Source organism: Methylobacterium haplocladii (genome assembly GCF_007992175.1).
GTDB classification, from domain to species: domain Bacteria; phylum Pseudomonadota; class Alphaproteobacteria; order Rhizobiales; family Beijerinckiaceae; genus Methylobacterium; species Methylobacterium haplocladii.
In genome coordinates, this window is record NZ_BJZT01000041.1 from 46,230 (window position 1) to 66,752 (window position 20,523).

Here is a 20,523-nt window from a genome sequence, read left to right on the forward strand (position 1 = left end):
CGGGCACTGGACACATCAAGGCGTGCTCCGCAGCACCGCGGGCTGAAAGAGCAGCCCGGTCTTGAGGCTGTCGCCGATCCGGTTCGCGCGCTCCGACAGCATCGCAGCGGTCTCCGGCGGGAAGGACTCGGCCGCGGTCTGCGAAAACAAGCCGAGCCATCGCTCGAAATGCGCCATCCCGAGACCGCCGATCGCCTGATGCTTGCCGAACGGGTTGCCCTTGTAGCGTCCCGACTTGAGCAGCACCGACGACCAGAAATCGCGGATCGTAGCGAGGTGGCGCGGCCAGTCGTCGTCGGCGATCCGGGCCGCGAAGACGGGGCCGATCACGGCGTCGCGCCGGACCTTGGAATAGAAGGCGTCGAGGAAGAGGCCGAGCGTCTCCTCGGTCAGCGCCGCGTACGGCGCGCGGGGAGGGGGCATTGGTGCCCTGCCCGGTCGTCAGTTGCGGGCGAGCGAGGGCTGGACGAGGCCGGCGCCGGCCAGGATCTGCACCGCGGCGGCCTTGGCGAGCTGGCGATAGCCGGCATCGGTCATGTGGAGGCCGTCCGGGCCGATCATCTGCTGCGGCGTCATCAGCCCGCGGGTGACCCAGGACCGCATCATGTCGTGGCGCGGGATCACCGGCACGCCGAGCTCGGTGGAGAGCTCGTGCAGGGCCTCGCCATACTCGGCGGCATTCGCGACCCCGCTCAGGCGCTGGCACCATTGCTGGTCCATGAGCACGACGTCGGCGCCGGCGGCGCGGATGGCTAGAATGCCCTCGCGGGTGAGTTCCTTGAAGCGCGCCACCGGAACGCCCTTGAGCGGGTCGTTGCTGCCGGTCTGCCAGACCACGAGGTCCGGACGCTCGGCGATGACGTCGCGCTCGAGACGGCCGGCCATATCGCGGGAATCGTCGCCGCCCTTGCCGCGGTTGATCACTGTGACCGACCGGCGGCTCGACGCGCCGATCTGCAGGCGCTCCTCGAGGTCGGTCTCCAGAAGGGCCGGGTAGGTGGAGGCCGGCGACGAGGCGCCCGCCCCCGCGGTCGAGGACGAGCCGAAGGCGACGATGCGGATGTCGCCGTCCTTGCCCAGCAGCGAGGCCAGCCGTGCCAGCTTGATCGAGACCCGCTCGGAGGCCACGCGCTGGTGTTCGACGACCCGCGGCGTCGCCGTCGGCGCGAGATCCGGCTGCGCCAGGGCAGGGAGCCCGGCACCGGTCGCGAGCAGGGCCAGACCGAAACACGAGAAGCGCAGGGACATCGGCATCGAATTCGAGGGCTGGGATCGCCGGGAAGCGTGTTGGGAGGCCATGACGCGCGATTGTGACATTAGCGCGAGCGCGGCCGAAGCGTGGCCGCGATTCAGTGTGAACGATTGCTTTGCGCGCGACCTGTGCCGATGGGGCGACACCGGCGATAGACGGGCATACAGGCCCCCTACCCCTGAAAATGGAGGCCAATGTTCCATAATATATCTTATGCGAATGATATCCTGGCTAGGATGAGGCCGTGGGCGCTTCTCGATCGACCCAATCTGAGATCAATCTCCAGGCCCGTCGTCGTAGGCGTCATGCCAGTCGGCGTCGCGGCCGTGGCCCGAGCCGGCCTGCCGATCGTAGAGGTCGCGCGAGATCCGCCTTCTGCACTTCTCGACCTCCCCGTAGAGGGCTTCCGCAGAGGCGATCAGGCCCATCCGCTGCCCCGCTTTGCGAACCACCGAACGAAGGCAACCTTGTCGAGCGCCAAATCCGGGCCGCGTTCCACCTCGATCCTCACCATGTCGGTGATGAGGATCGGGCATCTGAACCGATCGAGGAGGTCGAGACCTCGTCTTCCGCGATCAGCGCAGCCCTCAAGAGGGGCATCACTTCAGCGATCTGTGCCGCAACTTCGGTGGGCGCCGGACGTGGCAGCGGGTGCCCGGCATCCGACATCGCAGCGATGATTTCGATCTGGTCAGCGAGACCGAGCACCGACATCGCCTGATGCCTACCGAGTTCGCCGCGCGAGTAGGCCGACTGGATGTTGTGGGGTGACCTCAGCCGCACGAGCCCTCCTGCAGTGGCATCATAGCACGGGATCGAACCGCTGCAGGCGGGCTCGTACGGGCCGATATCGGACACGCCCTCACGAGAGGGTGGAGCGACGTCTTGACCGACGCCTCCCTCCGCCCGACCTCGTAGGCCAGCCGATCCCTGTCCGCACGGAGCACCAAGCCCCTGCCCTCCCCAAAACCCTCGCGCCGCCACGCCGATCTCGGCTCCGACTTCTTCGACGTGGTCGCGGCCGCCCGGTTTCCGAAGACCGTGCTGCGCTACCGCAACCGGCCCTGGGCGCAGCGCGTCGGGCTCGACGGAACTTCGGAGGCCGAGTGGATCGCCCATTTCGGCCGCTTCGAGCCGCTCCCCGGTAGCTTCCCGGCGCCGCTGGCGTTGCGCTACCACGGCCACCAGTTCCGCTCGTACAATCCCGATCTCGGCGACGGACGCGGGTTCCTGTTCGCGCAGCTGAAGGACCTCGGCGACGGCCGGCTGCTGGATCTCGGTACCAAGGGCAGCGGGCAGACGCCGTGGTCGCGGGCCGGCGACGGCCGGCTGACGCTGAAGGGCGGCGTACGCGAGGTGTTGGCGACCGCCATGCTGGAGGCGCTCGGCGTCTACACCTCGAAGTCGTTCAGCCTGATCGAGACCGGCGAGGAATTGGAGCGGGGCGACGAGCCCTCCCCGACCCGCTCCTCGGTGCTGGTCCGCTTGAGCCACACGCATATCCGCATCGGCACGTTCCAGCGCTTCCTGGCCCTCGACGAGATCCACAACATCGAGCGGCTCGTCGATCACGCCGTGACGACCTACTATCCGGAGATCCGCGAGGAGCATCTGGCCGACCGGGCCATCGCCTTCTTCGACGCCGTGATCGCGCGCGTGGCGCGGATGGGCGCGCAATGGATGGCGGCGGGCTTCGTGCACGGCGTGCTCAACACCGACAACATCGCGATCACCGGCGAGAGCTTCGATTACGGCCCCTGGCGCTTCGCGCCGACGCACGATGCCGGCTTCACAGCCGCCTATTTCGACCAGCACGGCCTCTACAGCTTCGGCCGCCAGCCGGAGGCGCTGTTCTGGAACCTCAGCCGGCTGGCCGAGTGCCTGATCCCGCTGACGGACCAGCCGCGGCTCGAGGCGAGCCTCAAGGCATTCGGGCCTGCGCTGCAGGATTCCTTCGCGGAGATGCTGTTGTTCCGCCTCGGGGTGGCGCCGCCTGTGGAGGAGGAGCGGGGGCATCGGCTCGTCGCGGCCTTCTGGGGCTTCCTGGCCAGGAGCCAGATGCCGTTCGAGCAGGCCTTCTTCGACTGGCGCGGCGGTCTCGCGAGCGAGGCGAGGGCGGCGGCGAGCCCTGCGGCCGCCTTCTATGCCAGCGACGATTTCCAGCCGGTCCATGCCGCCCTGCAGAGCCTGGAGACGGCCGCCGGCGCCCGGCTCGACCACCCGTATTTCGCGCGAGCGGAACCCTGCACGATGCTGATCGACGAGGTCGAGGCGATCTGGGCGCCCATCGCGGCGCAGGACGACTGGACGGCCTTCGAGCGCAAGCTCGCGGCGATCGAGGACATGGCCGACGCGTATGGTACCCGCCCCCTCCCCGCGCGGACTTGAGCGGAATGACGACACGATTCGAGCTGCGTGGCCGCATCGCGCTGGTCACGGGCGCCGCCGGCGGCATCGGCGCGGCGCTGAGCCTCGCCCTGGCCGACAGGGGCTGCAGCCTCGCCCTGGCCGACCGCGATCCCGCCGGCCTCGCCGCCACGGCGCGGTCGGCGGCGGCCCGGGGCGTCGCGGTCAGCGAACACGTGCTCGATCTCGCCGACCCGGGGGCTATCCTCGCCCTCCCCGAGGCGGTGAGCGCCCGGCACGGCGGGCTGCACGTGCTCGTCAATAATGCCGGCGTGGCGCTCGGCGGCCGCTTCGCGGAGGTCGACCTTTCCGATGTCGCGTGGCTCATCGACATAAACCTGCACGCGGTCATGCGCATGACCCACGCGTTCCTGCCGATGCTCACGGCGGCGGGGCCGGCGCAGATCGTCAACCTGTCGAGCATCTACGGCATCGTCGCGCCGGCGGGCCAGGCGGCCTACAGCGCGAGCAAGTTCGCGGTGCGCGGCTTCACCGAGGCCCTGCGCCACGAATATGCGGGCACACCGCTCGGAGTCACGCTGGTCCATCCCGGCGGCGTCGCCACGGGGATCGCCCGCAGCGCCCGTACGCCCCTGGGCGGCGACGCCGATCTGATCGCTGCAGGCATCGCCGCGCTCGAACGCAAGCTCACCATGAAGCCGGAGGAGGCGGCCCGGATCATCCGCGCCGGCATCGAAGCCCGCGCCCCGCGGGTCATCGTCGGCGCGGATGCCCGCCGCGTGGCGCTGATCCAGCGCCTGATGCCGGTACGGTACTGGTCGCTGCTTCGCCGCGCGATCGAGGGCTGAGCGGACGACCATGGCGAGCCTGCGTGCCCATCTCTTCGACCTCGTGGTGCGGTTCAGCGTGAAGCGGCGGCTGGGCCATGCCCCCGACATCGCCCGCATCCGCGCGGTGTTCGACCAGAACGGCCTGAAGCCGTCCCCCAGCGCCACCTTCGATGCCGGCAGCCTCGGCGGCGTCCCGGGCGAATGGGTGCGACCGCGAAAGCTCCCCGAAGCGCAGCGCCCGCGCCTGCTCTATCTGCACGGCGGCGGCTTCGTCGGCGGCTCGCCGTCGACCCACCGCACGATCACCGCCGCCCTCGCACGCGCGAACTTCTGCGTGTTCGCGCCAGAATATCGCCTCGCCCCGGAGCATCCGTTCCCGGCCGCCCTCGACGATGTCGTGGCCGCCTGGACGGCCCTTTCGCAGGACGGGCCGGCGGCGGTCGCCGGAGACTCGGCCGGGGGCAATCTCGCCCTCGCCCTAATCGTCGAGGCGCGTCGCCGCGGCCTGAAGCTGCCCACCGCTGCCGCCCTGTTCTCGCCCGCCTGCGACTTCTTGAGCCGCGGCGCCTCGTTCCAGACGAACATCCGCCGGGACGCGATGTTTCGACCGGATTGCCTCGCCAGCCTCGTCCCGGCCTATCTCGGCGACGCCGACCCGCGAGATCCGCGCATCTCGCCGGTCGAGGCCGACTTTGCCGGGTTCCCTCCCCTGCTCCTGCACGCCGCCGAGCGCGAGCTGATGCGCGACGATTGCGTGGCTCTGGCCGAGAAGGCACGCGCGGCGGGCGTCCGGGTCGAGCTCGCGCTCTGGCCGGTGGTGCCGCATGCTTGGCAGCTCGCCGACAACTACGTGCCGGAGGCGCGCCGCTCCATCGAGACGGCGGCCACCTTCCTGCACCGGGAGCTTACGGATGCTGCGGCCGAGGCGGCTCGGGAGCCCGTCCCGTGAGCGAGGCCCTCGACCTCCTGATCATCGGCGCCGGCTTCTCGGGGCTCGCCATGGCGATCCGCGCCGACCGGGACGGGTTCTCCCGCTTCCTGATTCTGGAAAAGTCCGCCGCCATCGGCGGCACTTGGCATGACAACACCTATCCGGGTGCGGCGAGCGACATCCCCTCGCACCTCTATTCGCTCTCCTTCGCGCCGAACGCGGATTGGTCACGGCTCTATCCGCGCCAGCCCGAGATCGAGGCCTATCTGCGTGACCTCGTCAGCGAGCACGGCCTGACCGGGCGCCTGCGCCTCGGCACCAAGGTGACGACCGCCCGCTGGGACGAGGAAGCCGGGCTCTGGCGCGTCGAGACGGATCGGGGCGACTACACGGCCCGGGTTCTCGTCTCGGGAGCCGGCGGCCTGCACCACCCTGCCCTGCCAAACATTCCCGGGCTCGACGGCTTCGCAGGGCCCGCCTTCCACTCGGCCCGATGGGACCATGGCTGCGACCTCACGGGCAGGCGCGTCGGCGTGATCGGCACGGGTGCCAGCGCGGTGCAGATCGTGCCGGAGATCGTCGCGCGCGTGGCGAGGCTGACGCTGTTCCAGCGTTCGGCGCCCTGGGTGCTCCCGCGGGGCGACCGCGCCTATACCGAGCGCGAGCGTAAAATCTTCGCCCGCGTGCCGCTGGCCCGGCAGCTCCATCGGGCCAAGCTCTACTGGCAGCACGAGATCGTCGCGCTGCTCGGCTTCGCAAAAATCTCGCGCGTCACGGCGATCGGCGAAACGCTCGGGCGGCGGCACATCGCGCGTGCCGTGAACGACGAAACGCTCCGACGGACGTTGACGCCCACATACCGCCTCGGCTGCAAGCGGGTGCTGGTCTCGGACGACTACTACCCGGCCCTCACCCGCGCCAACGTCGCGGTGGTGACCGAGCCGATCCGCGCGGTGGGCCCCCACGGCGTCGTCACCGCGGACGGCACCGAGCACCTCCTCGACGTGCTGATCCTCGCCACCGGCTTCGATGTCGAGGGCGGGTTCGCGCGTATCCGGATCGTCGGCCGCGGGGGCGTGGCGCTGAGCGAGGCTTGGCGTTCGGGGATGGACGCCTACCAGGGCCTCGCGGTGCACGGCTTCCCGAATTTCTTTCTGTTGCTGGGGCCGAACACGGCGCTCGGCCACAACTCCGTGCTGCTGATGATCGAGGCGCAGGTCGCCCACGTCCTCGACGCGCTACGCCACCTCTCACACCATCCCGGCCGCGTGCTGGAGGTCAACCTCGAGGCGCAAACGGCCTTCCGCGAAAAAGTCGACGCCCGCATGGCCGACAGCATCTGGATGCGCGGGGGCTGCGGCTCGTGGTATCTCGACGGCTCGGGCCGCAACCGCACGATCTGGCCAGGCTCGGTGCCGGCCTACCGGCGCGGGGCGCGACGGATGCGGCTGGCGGACTACGAGACGCGGCAGTTCGGGGATCGAAGCCCGTAAGCCCGCGCGCATCCCGAGCCTCCCTCGTGCGTTGCCATTCAAGATCCGGAGGAACACCGCCATGACGCACATCGACATCAGACCGTTGGCGAATGCGGCCCTCGCGGCCGGCCTGGTGCTCGGCCTGACCGGCTCGGCCCTCGCGTTCGGTGGCGGCGGAGGCGGCGGAGGCAACAGCGGCAGCGGGCTCTCGCCCTATGCCGCGGATAGCGGGAACGACCGCTCGGCCGGTGTGAACAACGGCAACTATCAGCAGCCGCGCTACAATTATTACCGCCGCGCCTACGGCCCGCGCGACGTGCCGTATCTGCCTCGCGGACGTTTCTACCAGGGCTATCCCTACTGATCGCCTTGGAGAAATTCCTGCAGAGGCGTCTCGGCTGCAGTTCGTCGAGCGCCCGACCGACGGGCACCCAATGATCCCAGCCGGCCGCGACGCCGCGCAAGCATGGCACCGGCCGATCGTGCACGGGTAGAGACTGCGCTTCCGACACTGCAGGGCTGCGCGCTTTCACCGCCCTCCCCTCCCGACAGCCGCCCTATCTCCTCCGCCGAGACGCCGAACGCGGAAGGAGACCATCATGCCCCTGTCCCGACGCTCGCTCATTGTCAGCGCCGCCGGCGCCGGGCTGGTGCCATTGGTCCGTGTCCCAGCCCATGCCGCGTCGGGCGAGACCGATCTGCTCATGCGAGCGATTCCCTCCTCCGGGGAGAGGCTTCCCGCCATCGGGATCGGTACCTCACGCCGTTACGAGGTCGAGCCGACACCGGACAAGATCGCGCCGTTGCGCGAGGCAGTGGAGCGCTTCGTCAGCCTCGGCGGCAGGGTGATCGACACCGCGCCGAGCTACGGCACCGCCGAGGACGTGCTCGGACAGATTCTGCCCGAGGGCGGACTTCGCGAAAAGGTGTTCCTCGCGAGCAAGGTCTCGGAGCGGGGACGTGAGGCCGGGCTCGCCCAGATCGAGCGCTCGTTCCAGCGCATGAAGACGAAGACGATCGACCTGATCGCGGTCCACAACCTCGTGGACACCGACACCAACCTCGCGACCCTGCGCGATCTCAAGAGACAGGGCCGTATCCGCTATGTCGGCGTCACGGTCTGGCGCGACGACCAGTTTCCCGATCTGGAAGCGGTGATGAAGCGCGAAATGCTCGACTTCATCCAGGTCAACTACGCCATCGACAGCCGCCTCGCCGCCGAGCGCGTCCTGCCCCTGGCACAGGACCGCGGCATGGCCGTGATGGTCAACGTGCCCTTCGGCCGCGACCGGCTCTTCGGGGCGGTCAAGGGCAAGCCGATCCCCGACTGGGCGGCTGCCTTCGGCTGCGCGAACTGGGCGCAGTTCTTCCTGAAATACGTGCTGGCCAACGAGGCGGTGACCTGCCCGATCCCCGGCATGGCCAAAGCCGCCTACGTCGAAGAGAACGTCGGCGCCGCCAAGGTCCGCCTGCCCGATGCCGGCGAGCGCAAGAAGATGGAGGCCTTCATCGATGCGGTTTGAGTTTTTTGGAATTGCCAAGCGGTTCGCCGCCCTCGCTGCGCTGGCGGCGATCGCGGCATCCCCTGCCCTGCCAGTAAAGGCTCAATCCGAAACACCAAAAAAAATCGGGATCATCGGGGCCGGCAACATCGGCAGCACATTCGGAACGTTCTGGATCAAGGCCGGCTACGACGTGCTGTTCGCCTCGCGCCACCCCGAGGCGTTGAAGCCGCTCGTCGAGAAGCTCGGCCCGAAGGCGCATGTCGGCAAGCCGGCCGAGGCGCTGACTTACGCCGACACCGTGTTCCTTGCGGTGCCCTACAAGGCCTATCCCGAGTTCGGGACGGAGTATGCTGCCGCGCTGAAGGGCAAGGTCGTGATCGATGCCGGCAACGCCACCGCCGCGCGTGATGGCGAGTTGCGGGCCGAGGTCGACCAGAACGGCATCGGCGTCACGTCGCAAAGATACCTGCCCGGCGCCCGCATCGTACGCGCCTTCAACGCGGCGAACTTCAAGGTCTTCGAAAAGAACGCGGGCCGGCCCGAACCGCGCATGGCGATCCCGATCGCCGGCGACGATCCGAAGGCGATCGAGACGGCGCGCGTGCTGGTGACCTATGCCGGCTTCGACCCCGTACTGGTCGGCGGCCTGGAGGCGGCGAAACAGTTCCAGATGGGCCAGCCCGGCTTCGGGCTCGAGCTCTCCGCGCCGGAGCTGAAGGAGACGCTCGGGGTCGCGCCTTGAGCGACGGCGCGGCGACGCGCCCTCCCCTCCTCGCCCGGCTGGTCGATCTGCGCGAAGGCGAAGGGCGGGCGCTGGCCTGGTCCTGGGCCTACATCTTCGCGATCCTGGCGAGCTATTACGTGCTGCGCCCGATCCGCGACCAGATGGGCATCGCCGGCGGACTGGAAAACCTGCCCTGGCTGTTCCTGGCGACGCTTCTCGGCATGCTGGCGCTGAACCTGCCATTCGCCTGGCTGGTGAAGAGCCTGCCCCGCGCCCGCTTCGTGCCGCTCACCTACCGGTTTTTTGCCGGCAACATTCTGCTGTTTGCCGTGGCGATCTATCTCTCGGGCCCCGACAGCGCGGTCTGGATCGGCCGCGTCTTCTTCGTCTGGCTGTCGATTTTCAACCTGTTCGTGGTCTCAATCTTCTGGGCCACCATCGTCGACGTCTTCTCGACCGAGCAGGGTAAGCGCCTGTTCGGCTTCATCGCCGCCGGCGCCACCCTCGGCGCCATCAGCGGTTCGGCGTTGACCGCGACGCTGGCGAGCCATGTACCGACCTGGGGGCTGCTGATCGCCGCTGCCCTGCTGCTGGAAGTCGCCGTCTTCGCCATGCGCGGACTGGCGCGGCTGTCCGAGCGGCTGCACGCCGTGCCAAGCGAGCGCGCCGTCGAGACCATCGGCGGCAGCGCATTCGCCGGCATCCGGCGCACCTTCGCTTCCCCCTATCTCCTCAACATCGCGCTGTTCCTGCTGCTGTTCTCGATCACCTCGACGTTCCTGTATTTCGAGCAGGCGGCCATCGCGAAGCGCAACTTCCCCGATCGCGCCGCGCAGACGGCGTTCTTCGCCAGCGTCGATCTCGCGGTGAACCTGCTGACGCTCGGCGTGCAGCTCTTCCTCACCGGACGGATCACCAGGGCGATCGGCGTCGGGCCGACCCTGGCGCTGCTGCCGGCGGCGAGTGTCCTGGGATTTGCGGCGCTGGCGGTCTCGCCGAGCCTCGTCGCGATCGTCGGCTTCCAGGTGCTGCGACGGGCGGGCAACTTCGCCATCGCCCGGCCGGTGCGCGAGGTGCTGTTCACCGTCGTGCCGCGGGAGGACCGCTACAAGGCCAAGGCCTTCATCGACACCGTCGCCTATCGCACCGGCGACCAGATCGGCGCCTGGTCCTACGCCGGGATCGGCGCGCTCGGCCTCGCCGGCACCTGGGCGGCGATCGTGGCGGTGCCGCTCTCGGTCGCGTGGCTCGTCAACGCGCTCTGGCTCGGCCGGGCGCAGGTACGCCGACAGCGCGAGCTCGAAGCGACGGCTGAATGAGACGGCTTCCAGCCGATCCGTTCGGATCCGCTTGCGTCGTTACGATCGCATCGCGGCACACCAGCGCCGTGCGCCGGGTTCATGTGCCTGCGGCTCGCGATGACGACGTACTGGATCAACTGCGAGACGCGACCGGGGTGGCGTTCTCGTCCGTCGCCTCGCAGACGAACGGCGACGGCGGAGCCTCGACGCCGCGCCAGCGCCCGTAGCGCCATGGCATCCACCAGTGCGCCCCCTCCGAAATCCGCTCCGGCACCAGATCGATCCCGTGCGTCCCGAACGGCCCGCAGCGGCAGATCCGCGAAAACCCGATCCAGCCGCCGGCCCAGAGGCCGTGCCGGCCGATCGCCGCAGCGGTGTAGTCCGAGCAGGACGGCCAATGCCGGCACTGGCGGCCGATCAGGCTCGACAGGGTGAGCTGGTAGCCGCGGATCGCGAGATGGGCGGCCCGGCGGAGGATCACCGAATACCCCGCACGGCCCTACTCCGCGGCCTCGGACGGCACGGCCTTGCGGGCGGCGATCTGGTCGAGGGCGTTCACCACCGCATCGAAGGTGAGCAGCGTCGAGGCGTGACGGGCCCGGAAGTCGCGCACCGGCTCGAGCACCGCGAGGTCGGCCCATCTGCCCTCGGGCGGTGACCCGTTCTCCTTGAGCATGGCGCGCATCCGCTCGCGCACCTGCCGCAACTCGTCGGCCGAGGCGCCGACCACATGGCGGGCCATCAGCGAGGAGGAGGCTTGGCCGAGCGCACAGGCCTTCACCTCGTGGCCGAAGTCCGTGACCGTGCTGCCGGCTTCGTCGGTGACGAGATCCACCGTCACGGTCGAGCCGCACAGCTTCGAATGCGCGCTCGCGCTCGCATCCGGCGTGTGGAGACGCCCGAGCCGTGGGATGTCGGCCGCGAGTTCGAGGATGCGGCGGTTGTAGATGTCGTCGAGCATCGGAAATCTGCTGGAAACCGGATCCGCGTCCCGCGCATTGCGCGAACGCCCCATAACGTCGATATAGGCGCAGAGCCGCCGTTCCGCGAGGACGGCCCGTCGTTCCAGGTCGTGCCCCGACCGGCGCCGCCGGATCCAGAGGGGCAACCGGCACTTTGTCGAGAGTGGCCGGCGGGACCCGACGATGTACGCCAAGCCCGACAGTACCACGATGAAGACCCGTGTCGCGCGGGCGGGAGATGCCATGGATGCCGCGCTCAAGTCACTGTCCTACGGCATGAGCGACGAGAACCGGCGCGCGGACGCCGTCGCCCTCATGCGTAACGACAACGACGCCCGTGCCGACATCGCGCCCCTGCCGGAATCGGCCCAGCGCGTGCCGAACGAAGTCGCCCTCGGCCGGCCGAGCCGCCAGGAGGCCGAGGCCGCCGTACGCACGCTCCTGCGCTGGGCGGGCGACGACCCGACCCGCGAGGGCCTGATCGACACGCCAGCCCGCGTCGCCAAGGCCTATGAGCAGCTGTTCGCCGGCTACAAGATGGACGCTGACACCTTGCTGGAGCGGGTGTTCGAGGAGGTCGAGGGCTATTCGGACGTCGTGCTGGTGCGCGACATCCCGTTCTACTCCCATTGCGAGCACCACATGGTGCCGTTCATGGGGCTGGCGCATGTCGCCTACTATCCGTCGAAGGGCGTCGTCGGCCTGTCGAAGCTCGCCCGCGTGGTCGACGCCTTCGCCAAGCGCCTGCAGACGCAGGAGACCATGACGGCCCAGGTCGCCGACACAATCGAGGCGATCCTGAAGCCCCGCGGCTGTGCCGTGATGATCGAGGCCGAGCATCTCTGCATGGCGATGCGCGGCGTGCAGAAGGCTGGCGTCTCGACGATCACCACCCAGTTCCGCGGCGTCTACAAGGACGACGCCAGTGAGCAGGTCCGCTTTCTCACCCTCGTGCGAGGCGGCAAGAACTGACGGGCTGTGCGGGATCTGGAAGACCCTTCGAGGCCTTCCGCTGCGCTCCGGCACCTCAGGGTGAGGTCGAGGGTGGGAAAACAGAGCGGCAAACATCTTGAGCTTCGCCTGCGCTTGCCGTCGGCCATGATCGATCTTGCGGTAGCCGTATGACGTTGCAGTTCGACAAGCCGGGGACGGGAGCCGAGGTCGAGGAGGGCGCCGTGCTGACGCCGCGCTTCGGTGCTGACGGGCTCGTCGCCTGCATCGCCGTCGACGCCCATGATGGCGCCGTACTGATGCTGGCGCACATGAACGCGGTATCGCTTCGCCGCACCATCGAGACCGGCGAGGCCTGGTACTGGTCGCGCTCGCGCGGCGAGCTCTGGCACAAGGGCGCCACCTCCGGGCAGATCCAGCGCGTCGTCGAGATGCGCGTCGATTGCGACCAGGACGCGCTACTGATCCGGGTCGATGTCGGCGGCGACGGCGGCTGCTGCCATACCGGGCGACGCTCGTGCTTCTACCGTGCCGTGACGTTCGACGAAGGGAGCGGGGCACGCCTCGTCCCGATCGGGACGTGAGCCCGCGTGCCGCCCTTCACGTCCGAAGCTTTCCCGAGGGCATTGTCGAACCCGTCGAAGCACCCCGCCCGCGTACGCCCCGGGTCGGGCTGGCGCTCGGTGGCGGTTCGGCGCGGGGCTGGGCGCATATCGGGGTGATCGAGGCGCTGCAGGAAGCGGGCATCGTCCCCGAGATCGTCGCCGGCTGTTCCATCGGCGCTGTGGTCGGCGGGGCCTATGCGGCTGGCAAACTCGACCGGCTGAAGGCGTTCGCGCTCTCGCTGACCAAGCGGCGGGTCATGGGCCTCGTCGACCTGCGCATCGCCGGATCCGGCCTGATCGCCGGCGAGCGGCTGGCGCGTCGCCTCTCGCAAGAACTCGAAAACCGCCGGATCGAGGCGTTGCCGGTGGCCTTCGCCTGTGTCGCCACCGAACTCGGCACCGGCCACGAGGTCTGGCTGACCAACGGGCCGCTGGTCGAGTCGGTGCGGGCTTCCTATGCCATCCCCGGCCTGTTCCCGCCGGTCTTGCTCGATTCCCGCCTGCTGATGGACGGCACCCTGGTCAATCCGGTGCCGGTGCGGCTGGCGCGCGAGCTCGGTGCGGACGTGGTGATCTGCGTGAACCTCGCCTGCGACCCGCGGGTGCGCGGCTCGCTGATCCGTCCAGAGCCCCCTCCCGAGGAGGACGAACTCGAGGATGAACTCGCGCGGGCGGTCGAGACGCGTAGCCGCTGGGCGATGCTGTGCGGCGCCGGTCTGCGCATGGTCGGGCGGTCGCGGCGCACCGCCTCCACCACCAAACCGGGGAATCCGGGCGTGGCGCGCGTGATCTTCGACGCCTTCAACATCACGCAGGATCGGATCTCGCGGGCGCGCCTCGCGACCGATCCGCCCGACGTCATGGTGACGCCGCGCCTCGCCGCCATGGGCCTGTTCGAGTTCCACCGCGCGGCCGAGGGCATCGCGCTGGGACGTGAGGCGGCCAGGGCGGCGCTGCCCGAGATCCGCCGGATGATCGAGGGCGCCGCTGCGAGGGTATGAGGTCTCACGCGAGCGTGATGTAGTCCCGCATCGCCTGATAGTCGGCTTCCACCGCCGCGATCCGGCGCTTCACCACATCGCCGATGGAGACGACGCCGGCGAGGTGGCCGTCCTCGACCACGGGAAGGTGGCGGAAACGACCGTCGGTCATCAGCTCCATCACCTCTTCGATGCTGGTGGCGCGGGTGCAGGTGGTGACCTTGGCGGTCATGTAGCGCGAGACCGGGGCGTCGAAGGCGCCAGCGCCGGCCTCCGCCAGCGCCCGCATCACGTCGCGCTCGGACAGGATGCCGAGCACGGCGCCGTCGGCATCGCTGACGATGACGGCACCGATGCGCTTTTCGGCGAGCAGATGAATCGCCTCGTCGATCGTGCGGTGAGGCGGCACCGTCGTGACGGAGGTGCCCTTCTCGGCAAGGATGCGTGCAACGGTCATGGGGTCGGTGTCCTCCCTGGACACGGCACCGTCAGCCCACGGCGCCCTCGGAGTTCGCCGGCCGGGTTGGCCCCGGCTCGTCCCGCGATTGTGTGGCCCTCGCGCCGACATGGCAAGCGCCTGCGCCCGCACGGGACCCGCCGCGCCCTGGAAAGAATCGAAATCACCCTACGGCCGGCCACCCTCACGTCCGCCGCGGCTCCAGCAGCGGGAGCAGGAAGAAGCCGGCCAGAAAGCCGCCGAGATGCGCGTCCCAGGCGATCGGGCCGTCGCCTGCGCCGAGCGGCAGGGAGAGAAGCCCGAAGAGCAGGTTGGTGCCGAGCCAGATGCAGAGGAACAGCACCGCGTTGCGGTTGCGCAGGAGCTCGGGGATCGTCTCCAGCGGCGGAGGGGGCGCGACCTGCCAGGCCATGGCCGGGCGGTAGGCCGGCGGCGGCCGGAACACGAAGCGGGCCGCCGCGGCCATCAGCGCCGAGATGCCGGCGGAGGCGCCGACCAGCGGCATCGCGCTCAAGGGGTCGACGAGGAGGTGGAAGACGGCGCCGGCCACGACCCCGACCAGCGCCAGAACACCGTAGCGCCAAGCCCCGTAGCGGCGGACCACCGGAGAGCCGAAGGCGGCAAGCCAGACCACGTTGAAGATCACGTGCATCCAAGAGCCGTGCAGCAGCCCGTAGCTCGCGAAGGTCCATGGCATCGCCGAGGATTCCGAGACGAGCGCGCGGGCGAATTCCTCCCGGACGGCGACCATGGCCGGGTCGCTCAGCCCCGCCCCCGCCGCCTGCACCACGGCCTGTGCCTTGGCGGGATCGAAGGCCACGGTCCAGCGCGCCGGGATGAAGGCGAGGTCGATGAGGGCCTGGATGTCCCACAGGTCGGGCAGCACCTGCCGGATCGCATGAATGCCGACGAGCACCGCGATCGAGGCGGTGACGATGCCCGGCATGTTGAAGACGGGCACGCGGCTCTGGGGCGGCAGATCGGGGGAAGCATCCATGCCGCCACCATGTCGGGGCCGATGCCTCCGCCGCAAGGGCCGCGCGCGCAACCGCGTCGACGGCCCGCAGCATTCCGATGGCCGGAACCCGCGACGCGTCCAGGCTTCGGCAGCCGCGAATGCGCCGCGCCGGCGATACGGCGGATCGTCCGGAATGCGTCGGTCGCGAGGGCTGCGCAGAGGATAAAAAAAGGGGAGAGCGTCACCGCCCTCCCCTGAACGAAGGAGATCGCCCCTACGTCGCGGTACCGCGCGTGTTACCGCGCGGACATCCTGCACCGACCGGGCTCGATCCCTCCAAGGTCACATCGCAAGCTGTGGATCGGGACCGCTAAGGGTGTCGGGGTGCCGCTGGGAAGCGGCGGGTCTCGATCCGACCCGACGATCCTCGCCGAGCGGGGCTGCGTACGCAATCGCAACCCTCTCTTAACCTTAACGAAAGCTTAAGAGAGCTTGCCGCTTCGGGCCGGCATAGGGTGTGCGCCGGGCTCGTCGAACGTCACCGGCCCGGCCCGGTCTGAACCGGCGATCGACGATCCCGAGACAGGCCGAGCGCAGCCGTATCGATCCGGAACACCCATGAAGCACCCGACGAGCCGCCTGCTCCACGCCTACTGGGACCGCCTGCGCGGCGAGCGCGCCGCGCCGGAGCGCAGCGAGATCGAGCCCGGCGAGATCCGCAACCTGCTGGCCGACAGCCTGATCCTCGAAATCGAGCCGCAGCGGCGTCACGCCTCGGTGCGGCTCGCCGGCACGCGCCTCTGCGCCCTGTTCGGGCGGGAACTCCGGGGATCGGCGTTCTCCGACCTCTGGGGCATGTCCGACGGTGACGCGGCCCAGGGCCCGTGGCGGCTCGTGGAGACGGTTGCGATGGACACCGTCGGCGTCGTCGCCGGTCTGCGGGGCCACACGGCCCGGGACGGCACCATCGACCTCGAATTGCTGCTGCTGCCCCTGCGCCATCGTGGGCGGACGCAGGCCCGGATGCTCGGCGCGCTGAGTCCGCATTGCGTGCCGCCCTGGCTCGGCCTGCATCCGGTTATCCGCCTGGAGGCGACATCCCTGCGGATGCTCGGACCGGCGGCGATCCCCGACGCGTCGGACCTGCCGGCCGATATGCCGGCAGCCGCCAACGATCCCCTCCCCGTCCGCCGCGGTCACCTGATGGTCCACGAGGGCGGACGCCTGCAACGGACGTAGCCGGCCGAAGATTCAACCAGAAATAGCGAATTTCTGCGACAATCGCTGTACTACGTGCATTGTGGCAGCTCCGAAGAAGGCTTTCGTAACCCTCGGGATCTAAGCGTTAAGGACCGATCCCGCGCTTCCTGGACGAAACCCCGACATGAGCGAGGCCGCTGCAGCGATTGCCGAAGCCGTCGAGAGGCGTCCGCTCCGCGGCTCCGATCTGCGCCGCCACCAGCGGGTCGGCGTCGCCCTGCTCGGTCGCTACATGCTGTCCGACCGTCGCGAATACCCCTGCCAGACCGTCGACATGTCGCCGGGCGGGGTGAAGATCACCTGCGCCGTCCTCGGCGCGGTCGGCGAGCGCGTGGTGTTCTATCTCGAGCAGATCGGTCGGGTCGAAGGCGTCATTGCGCGCCATCCCGGCTCCGGCGGCCTGGCCGCCCGCTTCAACGCCTCGCCGCGCAAGCGCGACAAGATCGCCTCCCAGCTCACCTGGCTTGCCAACCGCGAGTTCCTCGGCCTGCCCGAGGGCCGGACGCACGAGCGCCTGACGCCGCTCAACCCGGTCGTCACACTGCGCCTCGAAAGTGGCCGCGAGCTCACCGTCCGCGTCATCGACATCTCGATGTCCGGCGTCGCCATCGCCACGGAGACCGTGCCGCCGCTCGGCACCAGCGTCATGGTCGGCAGCACCCCCGGCCGGGTGGTGCGCTACTTCGAGGGCGGCATCGGCGCCCAGTTCATGCTTCCGATCTCCGCCGACCGGTTCCACGAGGGCATCCGGCTCTGAGCGGATCCTGCGGCGCGGACGCCCGAAGCAGGGGTCCGCGAAAGCCGGCGGCGGCTTCGACCAGGCTCGGGCCGGATGCGGACGCGATGAGCGCCGCGATCACGCTTTCTCAGCCGCGCCTGTCGGAAAAGGTCGGCTTCCCACGTCTTCCAGGAACAGCGGCCATGCGCGCTTGAGCATCCGCCCCGTTCGAAGGAGACGAGAATGAAGCTCTACTACAGCGAGGTTCTCAATCCGCGAAAGGCCTGCGCCGCCGCGAAGTATCTGAATTCGCCGGTGGATTACGTCCATGTCGACATCGCCGAAGGCGGGACGTCGTCGCCTGATTTCCTGGCCGTCAATCCGAACGGCAAGGTGCCGGTGCTGACCGATGGCGAGCTGACGCTGTGGGAATCCGACGCGATCATCTGCCATCTCGCGCGGGCGGCAGGGTCGCCGCTCTGGCCGAAGGACGACGCCGACAAGATCGAGGTCCTGCGCTGGTCGAGCTGGAACGCGAACCACTTCACACGCGCCACCGGGGCGCTGTATTTCGAGCACGTCATCAAGCCGCTGTTCGGGATCGGCGCACCGGACCCGAAAGAAATCGAACCGGCGATGGCCGAGTTCCACAGGTTCGGCCGCGTGCTCGACGATCACCTGCGCGGACGCAGCTACCTCGTCGGCACCGACCTCAGCGTCGCCGATTTCGCCGTGGCGGTCTCGTTACCATACGCGAAGCAGATGAAGCTCCCGCTCGACCGGTTTCCGCAGATCGCGCGCTGGCATGACCGGCTCAACGCGCTGCCGGCATGGCGCGACCCATTCCCGTCACGGTTATCGTCGTCCTAACGCCGCCCCGACAAATCGGCGTAAATTCTCGCTCATCGATTCGGCGTGCCGCGCGGTCGGAACCAACGGCACGGAATTGCGTAAAATTGCGCGCATTCGCTTCAGCGCAGCGGAGCGGATGCGGCTGCAACGTGGCCCTCGTTCGAAGAGGTGGCCGCAATGTGCAGCGCAAGGGTCGTCAAGGCAGGGATTACGGGGCTCCTCGTCGGGCTCGCATTCCTCGTCGGCAGCGCAGGGGCCGATGCCCGCGAGCAGGCCGCCGCCCTCCCCCCGATCTCCGTCGGCGCGACGCCGATCGGTGCGGCCCGTCCGATCCTCGCCTGGACCGAGTTCTGCCGGTCCTACACGGCCGAATGCGCCGTCGACGCGAGCGAGCCGACTCGGATCGCGCTCAGCCCGTCCGTCTGGTCCCTGGTCGTCTCGGTGAACCGCCGGATCAACCGCAGCATCCGGGCGCAGACCGACCAGGATCACTGGGGCGTGCCGGACCGCTGGGACCTCGCCGAGGACGGCGTCGGCGATTGCGAGGATTTTCAGCTGCTGAAGCGCCGCCTGCTCGCCGAGGCCGGCCTGCCGCGCCGGGCGATGCGCATGACCGTGGTCATCGACGAGAAGGGTGAGGGCCACGCCGTGCTCACCCTGATCACCGACCGGGGCGATTACATCCTCGACAACAAGACCAGCGCCGTGACGGCCTGGCACGAGACCGGCTACACCTTCATCAAGCGCGAGAGCCAGGATTCGACGGGCTGGGTGTCGCTGGGCGGCGTCACCTCGCCGATGGTCACCGCCAACCGGTAGCGCGCTCGCCGACGAAGCGGATCCAACGCGTCCCGGCATCCGCTACCTGTGTGGCCGGCTTGCAAGATCCGCCGATGATGTCCCGTCAAGAGACGGGAAACGACCCGATCGGTTTACGATCGCTTAACTTTGCCATTGAGCCTGGGCCCCGGCCGTGCAAGCTTTGCCGTTGGGTCATTGCGGCAGGGCTTCGGGTCATGCTTTATGCGGTTCTGGGCAGCGTCGGCGGCGCGCCGCCGGTCGTCCGCGCCGCTTTGCGCGGGGCCGCCCGTTTCGCCGCCATCGGCGCGACCTTGCTGCTCGGCGCAGCCGCAACGCAGGCACGGCCGTCGGTACGCCTGCCCGAGGGCACCGCGCTCGATTATGGCCAGACGGCCCGGCCGGTCGCCGCCTGGACGGAATTCTGCGCGCGGATGCCCGGCGAGTGCAGCGTCGATCCCTCCGAGCCAGCGCAGATCACGCTCACTCCGGCGGTCTGGGGCCTGCTCGCCAGCATCAACCGACGGGTCAACCACCGGATCAAGCCGGTCACCGACATGGCCCATTGGGGTGTCGTCGATCGCTGGGACTATCCCGACGACGGCTTCGGCGATTGCGAGGACATCCAGCTCCTGAAACGCCGCATGCTGGTCGACCGCCATCTGCCTCGCCGGGCCCTGCGGATGACCGTGGTCATCGACGAGATCGGCGAGGGCCATGCGGTGCTGATGGTGCGGACCGATCGCGGCGACCTGATCCTCGACAACAAGACCAACGCGGTGCTGCCTTGGCAGCGCACGGGCTACAGCTTCGTGAAACGCGAAGGCCAGGACGGGCAGGCCTGGGTCTCCCTGAACAACGGCGCATCGCCGGTCACGACCGCGAACCGCTGAGTTTTTCCGGCGTCCCGGACGAACGTTCAGGCGCCGACGACGAGATGGGCGAGGTCGACGGCGACTCGGCCCGACATCAGGCTCCAGCCGCAGGCGATCATCGTCGCGATCATCACGAAGGGGATCGGCCTGTGCTCCAGGCGGCGCCCCCGCATCGTGTTGCGCAGGATGATGAAGGGGGCCGTGAAGGCCAGCATCGGCACAGCCGCCAGAGCCGAGACGCCGCCGGCTTCCAGCAGCTGGAAGCTCGCCTTGCGGTCGGTGAAGAGCTCGAAGGCGCTGGCGAGGAGCCCCGCCAGCGCGAGGCCGACGAACAGGGTCTGGAGCGAGTCGAGGGCGGCTGGGCTGACGGTCATGACGCAACGTCTCCACCGGGAGGAGACACGCAGTCTGACCGAGGATTTACGATCTGTTAAGCAATACCCGCCCGGACGGTAAACGCCGCCCGGGCGGGCTGTGGATGGCGCTACGCGTCTTCTTCGAGGTCGATGTCGAGGATCGCCATGCGGAACTGGTAGGAATCGTCGCCGTCCTCCTTGTCGTCGGAGATGACGCCGATGGACTCCTCGCCGATGAAGACTTCGGCCGAGTCGCCCATCTTCATGGCGACGACACGGATGTTGGTGTTGGCGAACTTGCGGCGCAGATAGTCCTGCAGCGTCGTGGCTTCATTCTTGTTCAAGGGCTCTAGCCTTTCTGAGCGT

26 protein-coding genes are annotated in these 20,523 nt (G+C 69.0%); 16 read left to right on the top strand and 10 right to left on the bottom strand.

Features of this window, described 5'->3' with window-relative positions:
* Positions 1-15: 15 nt before the first annotated feature.
* The 4 genes from MHA02_RS18595 to MHA02_RS18605 form a co-directional block, all read right to left on the bottom strand.
* On the bottom strand, positions 16-423 hold the full coding sequence (locus MHA02_RS18595) for a group III truncated hemoglobin (protein ID WP_147081498.1): 408 nt from the start codon (positions 421-423) through the stop codon (positions 16-18).
* A gap of 18 nt (positions 424-441) precedes the next feature.
* The gene (locus MHA02_RS18600; protein WP_147081500.1) at positions 442-1,248 is read right to left on the bottom strand and encodes an SGNH/GDSL hydrolase family protein; all 807 of its coding nucleotides are present in this window, start codon (positions 1,246-1,248) and stop codon (positions 442-444) included.
* Between the two features lie 279 nt (positions 1,249-1,527).
* A complete protein-coding gene (locus MHA02_RS22275; protein WP_210245089.1) occupies positions 1,528-1,680 on the bottom strand; it encodes a hypothetical protein in 153 nt (50 codons plus the stop codon).
* A gap of 79 nt (positions 1,681-1,759) precedes the next feature.
* Positions 1,760-2,110, bottom strand: coding sequence for a hypothetical protein (locus MHA02_RS18605; protein ID WP_147081502.1), 351 nt, complete (start codon positions 2,108-2,110; stop codon positions 1,760-1,762).
* A 96-nt stretch (positions 2,111-2,206) separates the two neighbouring features.
* Here MHA02_RS18605 and MHA02_RS18610 point away from each other — a divergent pair, with 96 nt between their 5' ends.
* From MHA02_RS18610 to MHA02_RS18645, 8 genes are all read left to right on the top strand, one after another.
* Entirely contained in the window at positions 2,207-3,640 is a 1,434-nt protein-coding gene (locus MHA02_RS18610) for a protein adenylyltransferase SelO (protein WP_147081504.1), read from the top strand.
* Between the two features lie 5 nt (positions 3,641-3,645).
* Positions 3,646-4,467, top strand: coding sequence for an SDR family NAD(P)-dependent oxidoreductase (locus MHA02_RS18615; protein ID WP_147081506.1), 822 nt, complete (start codon positions 3,646-3,648; stop codon positions 4,465-4,467).
* A 10-nt stretch (positions 4,468-4,477) separates the two neighbouring features.
* Positions 4,478-5,398: an alpha/beta hydrolase gene (locus MHA02_RS18620; protein ID WP_147081508.1), complete on the top strand. Its 921-nt coding sequence runs from the start codon at positions 4,478-4,480 to the stop codon at positions 5,396-5,398.
* Positions 5,395-6,873: a flavin-containing monooxygenase gene (locus MHA02_RS18625; protein WP_147081510.1), complete on the top strand. Its 1,479-nt coding sequence runs from the start codon at positions 5,395-5,397 to the stop codon at positions 6,871-6,873. Before MHA02_RS18620 ends, MHA02_RS18625 begins: the two co-directional genes overlap by 4 nt.
* 61 nt (positions 6,874-6,934) lie before the next feature.
* Complete coding sequence (locus MHA02_RS18630; protein WP_147081512.1) at positions 6,935-7,219, top strand: hypothetical protein; 285 nt, start codon at positions 6,935-6,937, stop codon at positions 7,217-7,219.
* A gap of 235 nt (positions 7,220-7,454) precedes the next feature.
* Positions 7,455-8,378 carry an aldo/keto reductase gene (locus MHA02_RS18635; protein ID WP_147081514.1) on the top strand — a complete coding sequence of 308 codons (924 nt, stop codon included), beginning with the start codon at positions 7,455-7,457 and terminating at the stop codon, positions 8,376-8,378.
* The gene (locus tag MHA02_RS18640; RefSeq protein ID WP_147081516.1) at positions 8,368-9,102 is read left to right on the top strand and encodes an NADPH-dependent F420 reductase; all 735 of its coding nucleotides are present in this window, start codon (positions 8,368-8,370) and stop codon (positions 9,100-9,102) included. Before MHA02_RS18635 ends, MHA02_RS18640 begins: the two co-directional genes overlap by 11 nt.
* On the top strand, positions 9,099-10,403 hold the full coding sequence (locus tag MHA02_RS18645) for an NTP/NDP exchange transporter (protein ID WP_147081518.1): 1,305 nt from the start codon (positions 9,099-9,101) through the stop codon (positions 10,401-10,403). The genes MHA02_RS18640 and MHA02_RS18645 overlap by 4 nt, the downstream gene beginning before the upstream one ends.
* 115 nt (positions 10,404-10,518) lie before the next feature.
* On the opposite strand, the gene yidD is transcribed toward MHA02_RS18645, so the two are convergent.
* Together yidD and MHA02_RS18655 are read right to left on the bottom strand one after the other, a co-directional pair.
* A complete protein-coding gene (yidD, locus tag MHA02_RS18650) occupies positions 10,519-10,863 on the bottom strand; it encodes a membrane protein insertion efficiency factor YidD (RefSeq protein WP_147081562.1) in 345 nt (114 codons plus the stop codon).
* A 21-nt stretch (positions 10,864-10,884) separates the two neighbouring features.
* A complete protein-coding gene (locus tag MHA02_RS18655) occupies positions 10,885-11,346 on the bottom strand; it encodes an iron-sulfur cluster assembly scaffold protein (RefSeq protein WP_147081520.1) in 462 nt (153 codons plus the stop codon).
* 244 nt (positions 11,347-11,590) lie between these two features.
* On the opposite strand from MHA02_RS18655, the gene folE reads away from it, so the two are divergent.
* From folE to MHA02_RS18670, 3 genes are all read left to right on the top strand, one after another.
* Positions 11,591-12,319 carry a GTP cyclohydrolase I FolE gene (gene folE / locus MHA02_RS18660; RefSeq protein ID WP_497801057.1) on the top strand — a complete coding sequence of 243 codons (729 nt, stop codon included), beginning with the start codon at positions 11,591-11,593 and terminating at the stop codon, positions 12,317-12,319.
* A gap of 149 nt (positions 12,320-12,468) precedes the next feature.
* Positions 12,469-12,882: a phosphoribosyl-AMP cyclohydrolase gene (hisI, locus tag MHA02_RS18665; RefSeq protein ID WP_147081524.1), complete on the top strand. Its 414-nt coding sequence runs from the start codon at positions 12,469-12,471 to the stop codon at positions 12,880-12,882.
* Entirely contained in the window at positions 12,879-13,904 is a 1,026-nt protein-coding gene (locus tag MHA02_RS18670; protein WP_147081526.1) for a patatin-like phospholipase family protein, read from the top strand. Before hisI ends, MHA02_RS18670 begins: the two co-directional genes overlap by 4 nt.
* Before the next feature lie 4 nt (positions 13,905-13,908).
* On the opposite strand, the gene MHA02_RS18675 is transcribed toward MHA02_RS18670, so the two are convergent.
* Positions 13,909-14,340 (bottom strand): CBS domain-containing protein, encoded by a 432-nt coding sequence (locus tag MHA02_RS18675; protein WP_147081528.1) that lies wholly within the window; start codon positions 14,338-14,340, stop codon positions 13,909-13,911.
* 184 nt (positions 14,341-14,524) lie between these two features.
* Positions 14,525-15,337 carry a rhomboid family intramembrane serine protease gene (locus MHA02_RS18680; RefSeq protein ID WP_147081530.1) on the bottom strand — a complete coding sequence of 271 codons (813 nt, stop codon included), beginning with the start codon at positions 15,335-15,337 and terminating at the stop codon, positions 14,525-14,527.
* A gap of 579 nt (positions 15,338-15,916) precedes the next feature.
* Here MHA02_RS18680 and MHA02_RS18685 point away from each other — a divergent pair.
* From MHA02_RS18685 to MHA02_RS18705, 5 genes are all read left to right on the top strand, one after another.
* On the top strand, positions 15,917-16,537 hold the full coding sequence (locus MHA02_RS18685; protein WP_147081532.1) for a PAS domain-containing protein: 621 nt from the start codon (positions 15,917-15,919) through the stop codon (positions 16,535-16,537).
* 145 nt (positions 16,538-16,682) lie between these two features.
* Positions 16,683-17,315, top strand: a complete 633-nt coding sequence (locus tag MHA02_RS18690; RefSeq protein WP_147081534.1) for a PilZ domain-containing protein — start codon at positions 16,683-16,685, stop codon at positions 17,313-17,315.
* A 204-nt stretch (positions 17,316-17,519) separates the two neighbouring features.
* Positions 17,520-18,146: a glutathione S-transferase family protein gene (locus tag MHA02_RS18695; protein ID WP_147081536.1), complete on the top strand. Its 627-nt coding sequence runs from the start codon at positions 17,520-17,522 to the stop codon at positions 18,144-18,146.
* A 159-nt stretch (positions 18,147-18,305) separates the two neighbouring features.
* On the top strand, positions 18,306-18,947 hold the full coding sequence (locus tag MHA02_RS18700; RefSeq protein ID WP_147081538.1) for a transglutaminase-like cysteine peptidase: 642 nt from the start codon (positions 18,306-18,308) through the stop codon (positions 18,945-18,947).
* Between the two features lie 197 nt (positions 18,948-19,144).
* Positions 19,145-19,819 (top strand): transglutaminase-like cysteine peptidase, encoded by a 675-nt coding sequence (locus MHA02_RS18705; RefSeq protein ID WP_147081563.1) that lies wholly within the window; start codon positions 19,145-19,147, stop codon positions 19,817-19,819.
* A gap of 26 nt (positions 19,820-19,845) precedes the next feature.
* Here MHA02_RS18705 and MHA02_RS18710 read toward each other — a convergent pair whose 3' ends face one another.
* Together MHA02_RS18710 and MHA02_RS18715 are read right to left on the bottom strand one after the other, a co-directional pair.
* Positions 19,846-20,175 carry a DUF6949 family protein gene (locus MHA02_RS18710; protein ID WP_147081540.1) on the bottom strand — a complete coding sequence of 110 codons (330 nt, stop codon included), beginning with the start codon at positions 20,173-20,175 and terminating at the stop codon, positions 19,846-19,848.
* Between the two features lie 110 nt (positions 20,176-20,285).
* Positions 20,286-20,501: a DUF3126 family protein gene (locus MHA02_RS18715; protein ID WP_147081542.1), complete on the bottom strand. Its 216-nt coding sequence runs from the start codon at positions 20,499-20,501 to the stop codon at positions 20,286-20,288.
* Positions 20,502-20,523 lie beyond the last annotated feature (22 nt).

What these genes read in the sequence shown, in the direction of transcription:
- MHA02_RS18655 (WP_147081520.1), bottom strand. Translation starts at nt 11,346, where the DNA reads ATGCTCGACGACATCTACAACCGCCGCATCCTCGAACTCGCGGCCGAC.
- MHA02_RS18675 (WP_147081528.1), bottom strand. Translation starts at nt 14,340, where the DNA reads ATGACCGTTGCACGCATCCTTGCCGAGAAGGGCACCTCCGTCACGACG.
- MHA02_RS18690 (WP_147081534.1), top strand. Translation starts at nt 16,683, where the DNA reads ATGAGCGAGGCCGCTGCAGCGATTGCCGAAGCCGTCGAGAGGCGTCCG.
- MHA02_RS18695 (WP_147081536.1), top strand. Translation starts at nt 17,520, where the DNA reads ATGAAGCTCTACTACAGCGAGGTTCTCAATCCGCGAAAGGCCTGCGCC.
- MHA02_RS18620 (WP_147081508.1), top strand. Translation starts at nt 4,478, where the DNA reads ATGGCGAGCCTGCGTGCCCATCTCTTCGACCTCGTGGTGCGGTTCAGC.
- MHA02_RS18680 (WP_147081530.1), bottom strand. Translation starts at nt 15,337, where the DNA reads ATGGATGCTTCCCCCGATCTGCCGCCCCAGAGCCGCGTGCCCGTCTTC.
- MHA02_RS18640 (WP_147081516.1), top strand. Translation starts at nt 8,368, where the DNA reads ATGCGGTTTGAGTTTTTTGGAATTGCCAAGCGGTTCGCCGCCCTCGCT.
- MHA02_RS18635 (WP_147081514.1), top strand. Translation starts at nt 7,455, where the DNA reads ATGCCCCTGTCCCGACGCTCGCTCATTGTCAGCGCCGCCGGCGCCGGG.
- MHA02_RS18710 (WP_147081540.1), bottom strand. Translation starts at nt 20,175, where the DNA reads ATGACCGTCAGCCCAGCCGCCCTCGACTCGCTCCAGACCCTGTTCGTC.
- MHA02_RS18630 (WP_147081512.1), top strand. Translation starts at nt 6,935, where the DNA reads ATGACGCACATCGACATCAGACCGTTGGCGAATGCGGCCCTCGCGGCC.
- MHA02_RS18685 (WP_147081532.1), top strand. Translation starts at nt 15,917, where the DNA reads ATGAAGCACCCGACGAGCCGCCTGCTCCACGCCTACTGGGACCGCCTG.
- MHA02_RS18700 (WP_147081538.1), top strand. Translation starts at nt 18,306, where the DNA reads ATGTGCAGCGCAAGGGTCGTCAAGGCAGGGATTACGGGGCTCCTCGTC.
- MHA02_RS18595 (WP_147081498.1), bottom strand. Translation starts at nt 423, where the DNA reads ATGCCCCCTCCCCGCGCGCCGTACGCGGCGCTGACCGAGGAGACGCTC.
- hisI (WP_147081524.1), top strand. Translation starts at nt 12,469, where the DNA reads ATGACGTTGCAGTTCGACAAGCCGGGGACGGGAGCCGAGGTCGAGGAG.
- MHA02_RS18705 (WP_147081563.1), top strand. Translation starts at nt 19,145, where the DNA reads ATGCTTTATGCGGTTCTGGGCAGCGTCGGCGGCGCGCCGCCGGTCGTC.
- MHA02_RS18615 (WP_147081506.1), top strand. Translation starts at nt 3,646, where the DNA reads ATGACGACACGATTCGAGCTGCGTGGCCGCATCGCGCTGGTCACGGGC.
- MHA02_RS18600 (WP_147081500.1), bottom strand. Translation starts at nt 1,248, where the DNA reads ATGTCCCTGCGCTTCTCGTGTTTCGGTCTGGCCCTGCTCGCGACCGGT.
- folE (WP_497801057.1), top strand. Translation starts at nt 11,591, where the DNA reads ATGGATGCCGCGCTCAAGTCACTGTCCTACGGCATGAGCGACGAGAAC.
- MHA02_RS22275 (WP_210245089.1), bottom strand. Translation starts at nt 1,680, where the DNA reads ATGGGCCTGATCGCCTCTGCGGAAGCCCTCTACGGGGAGGTCGAGAAG.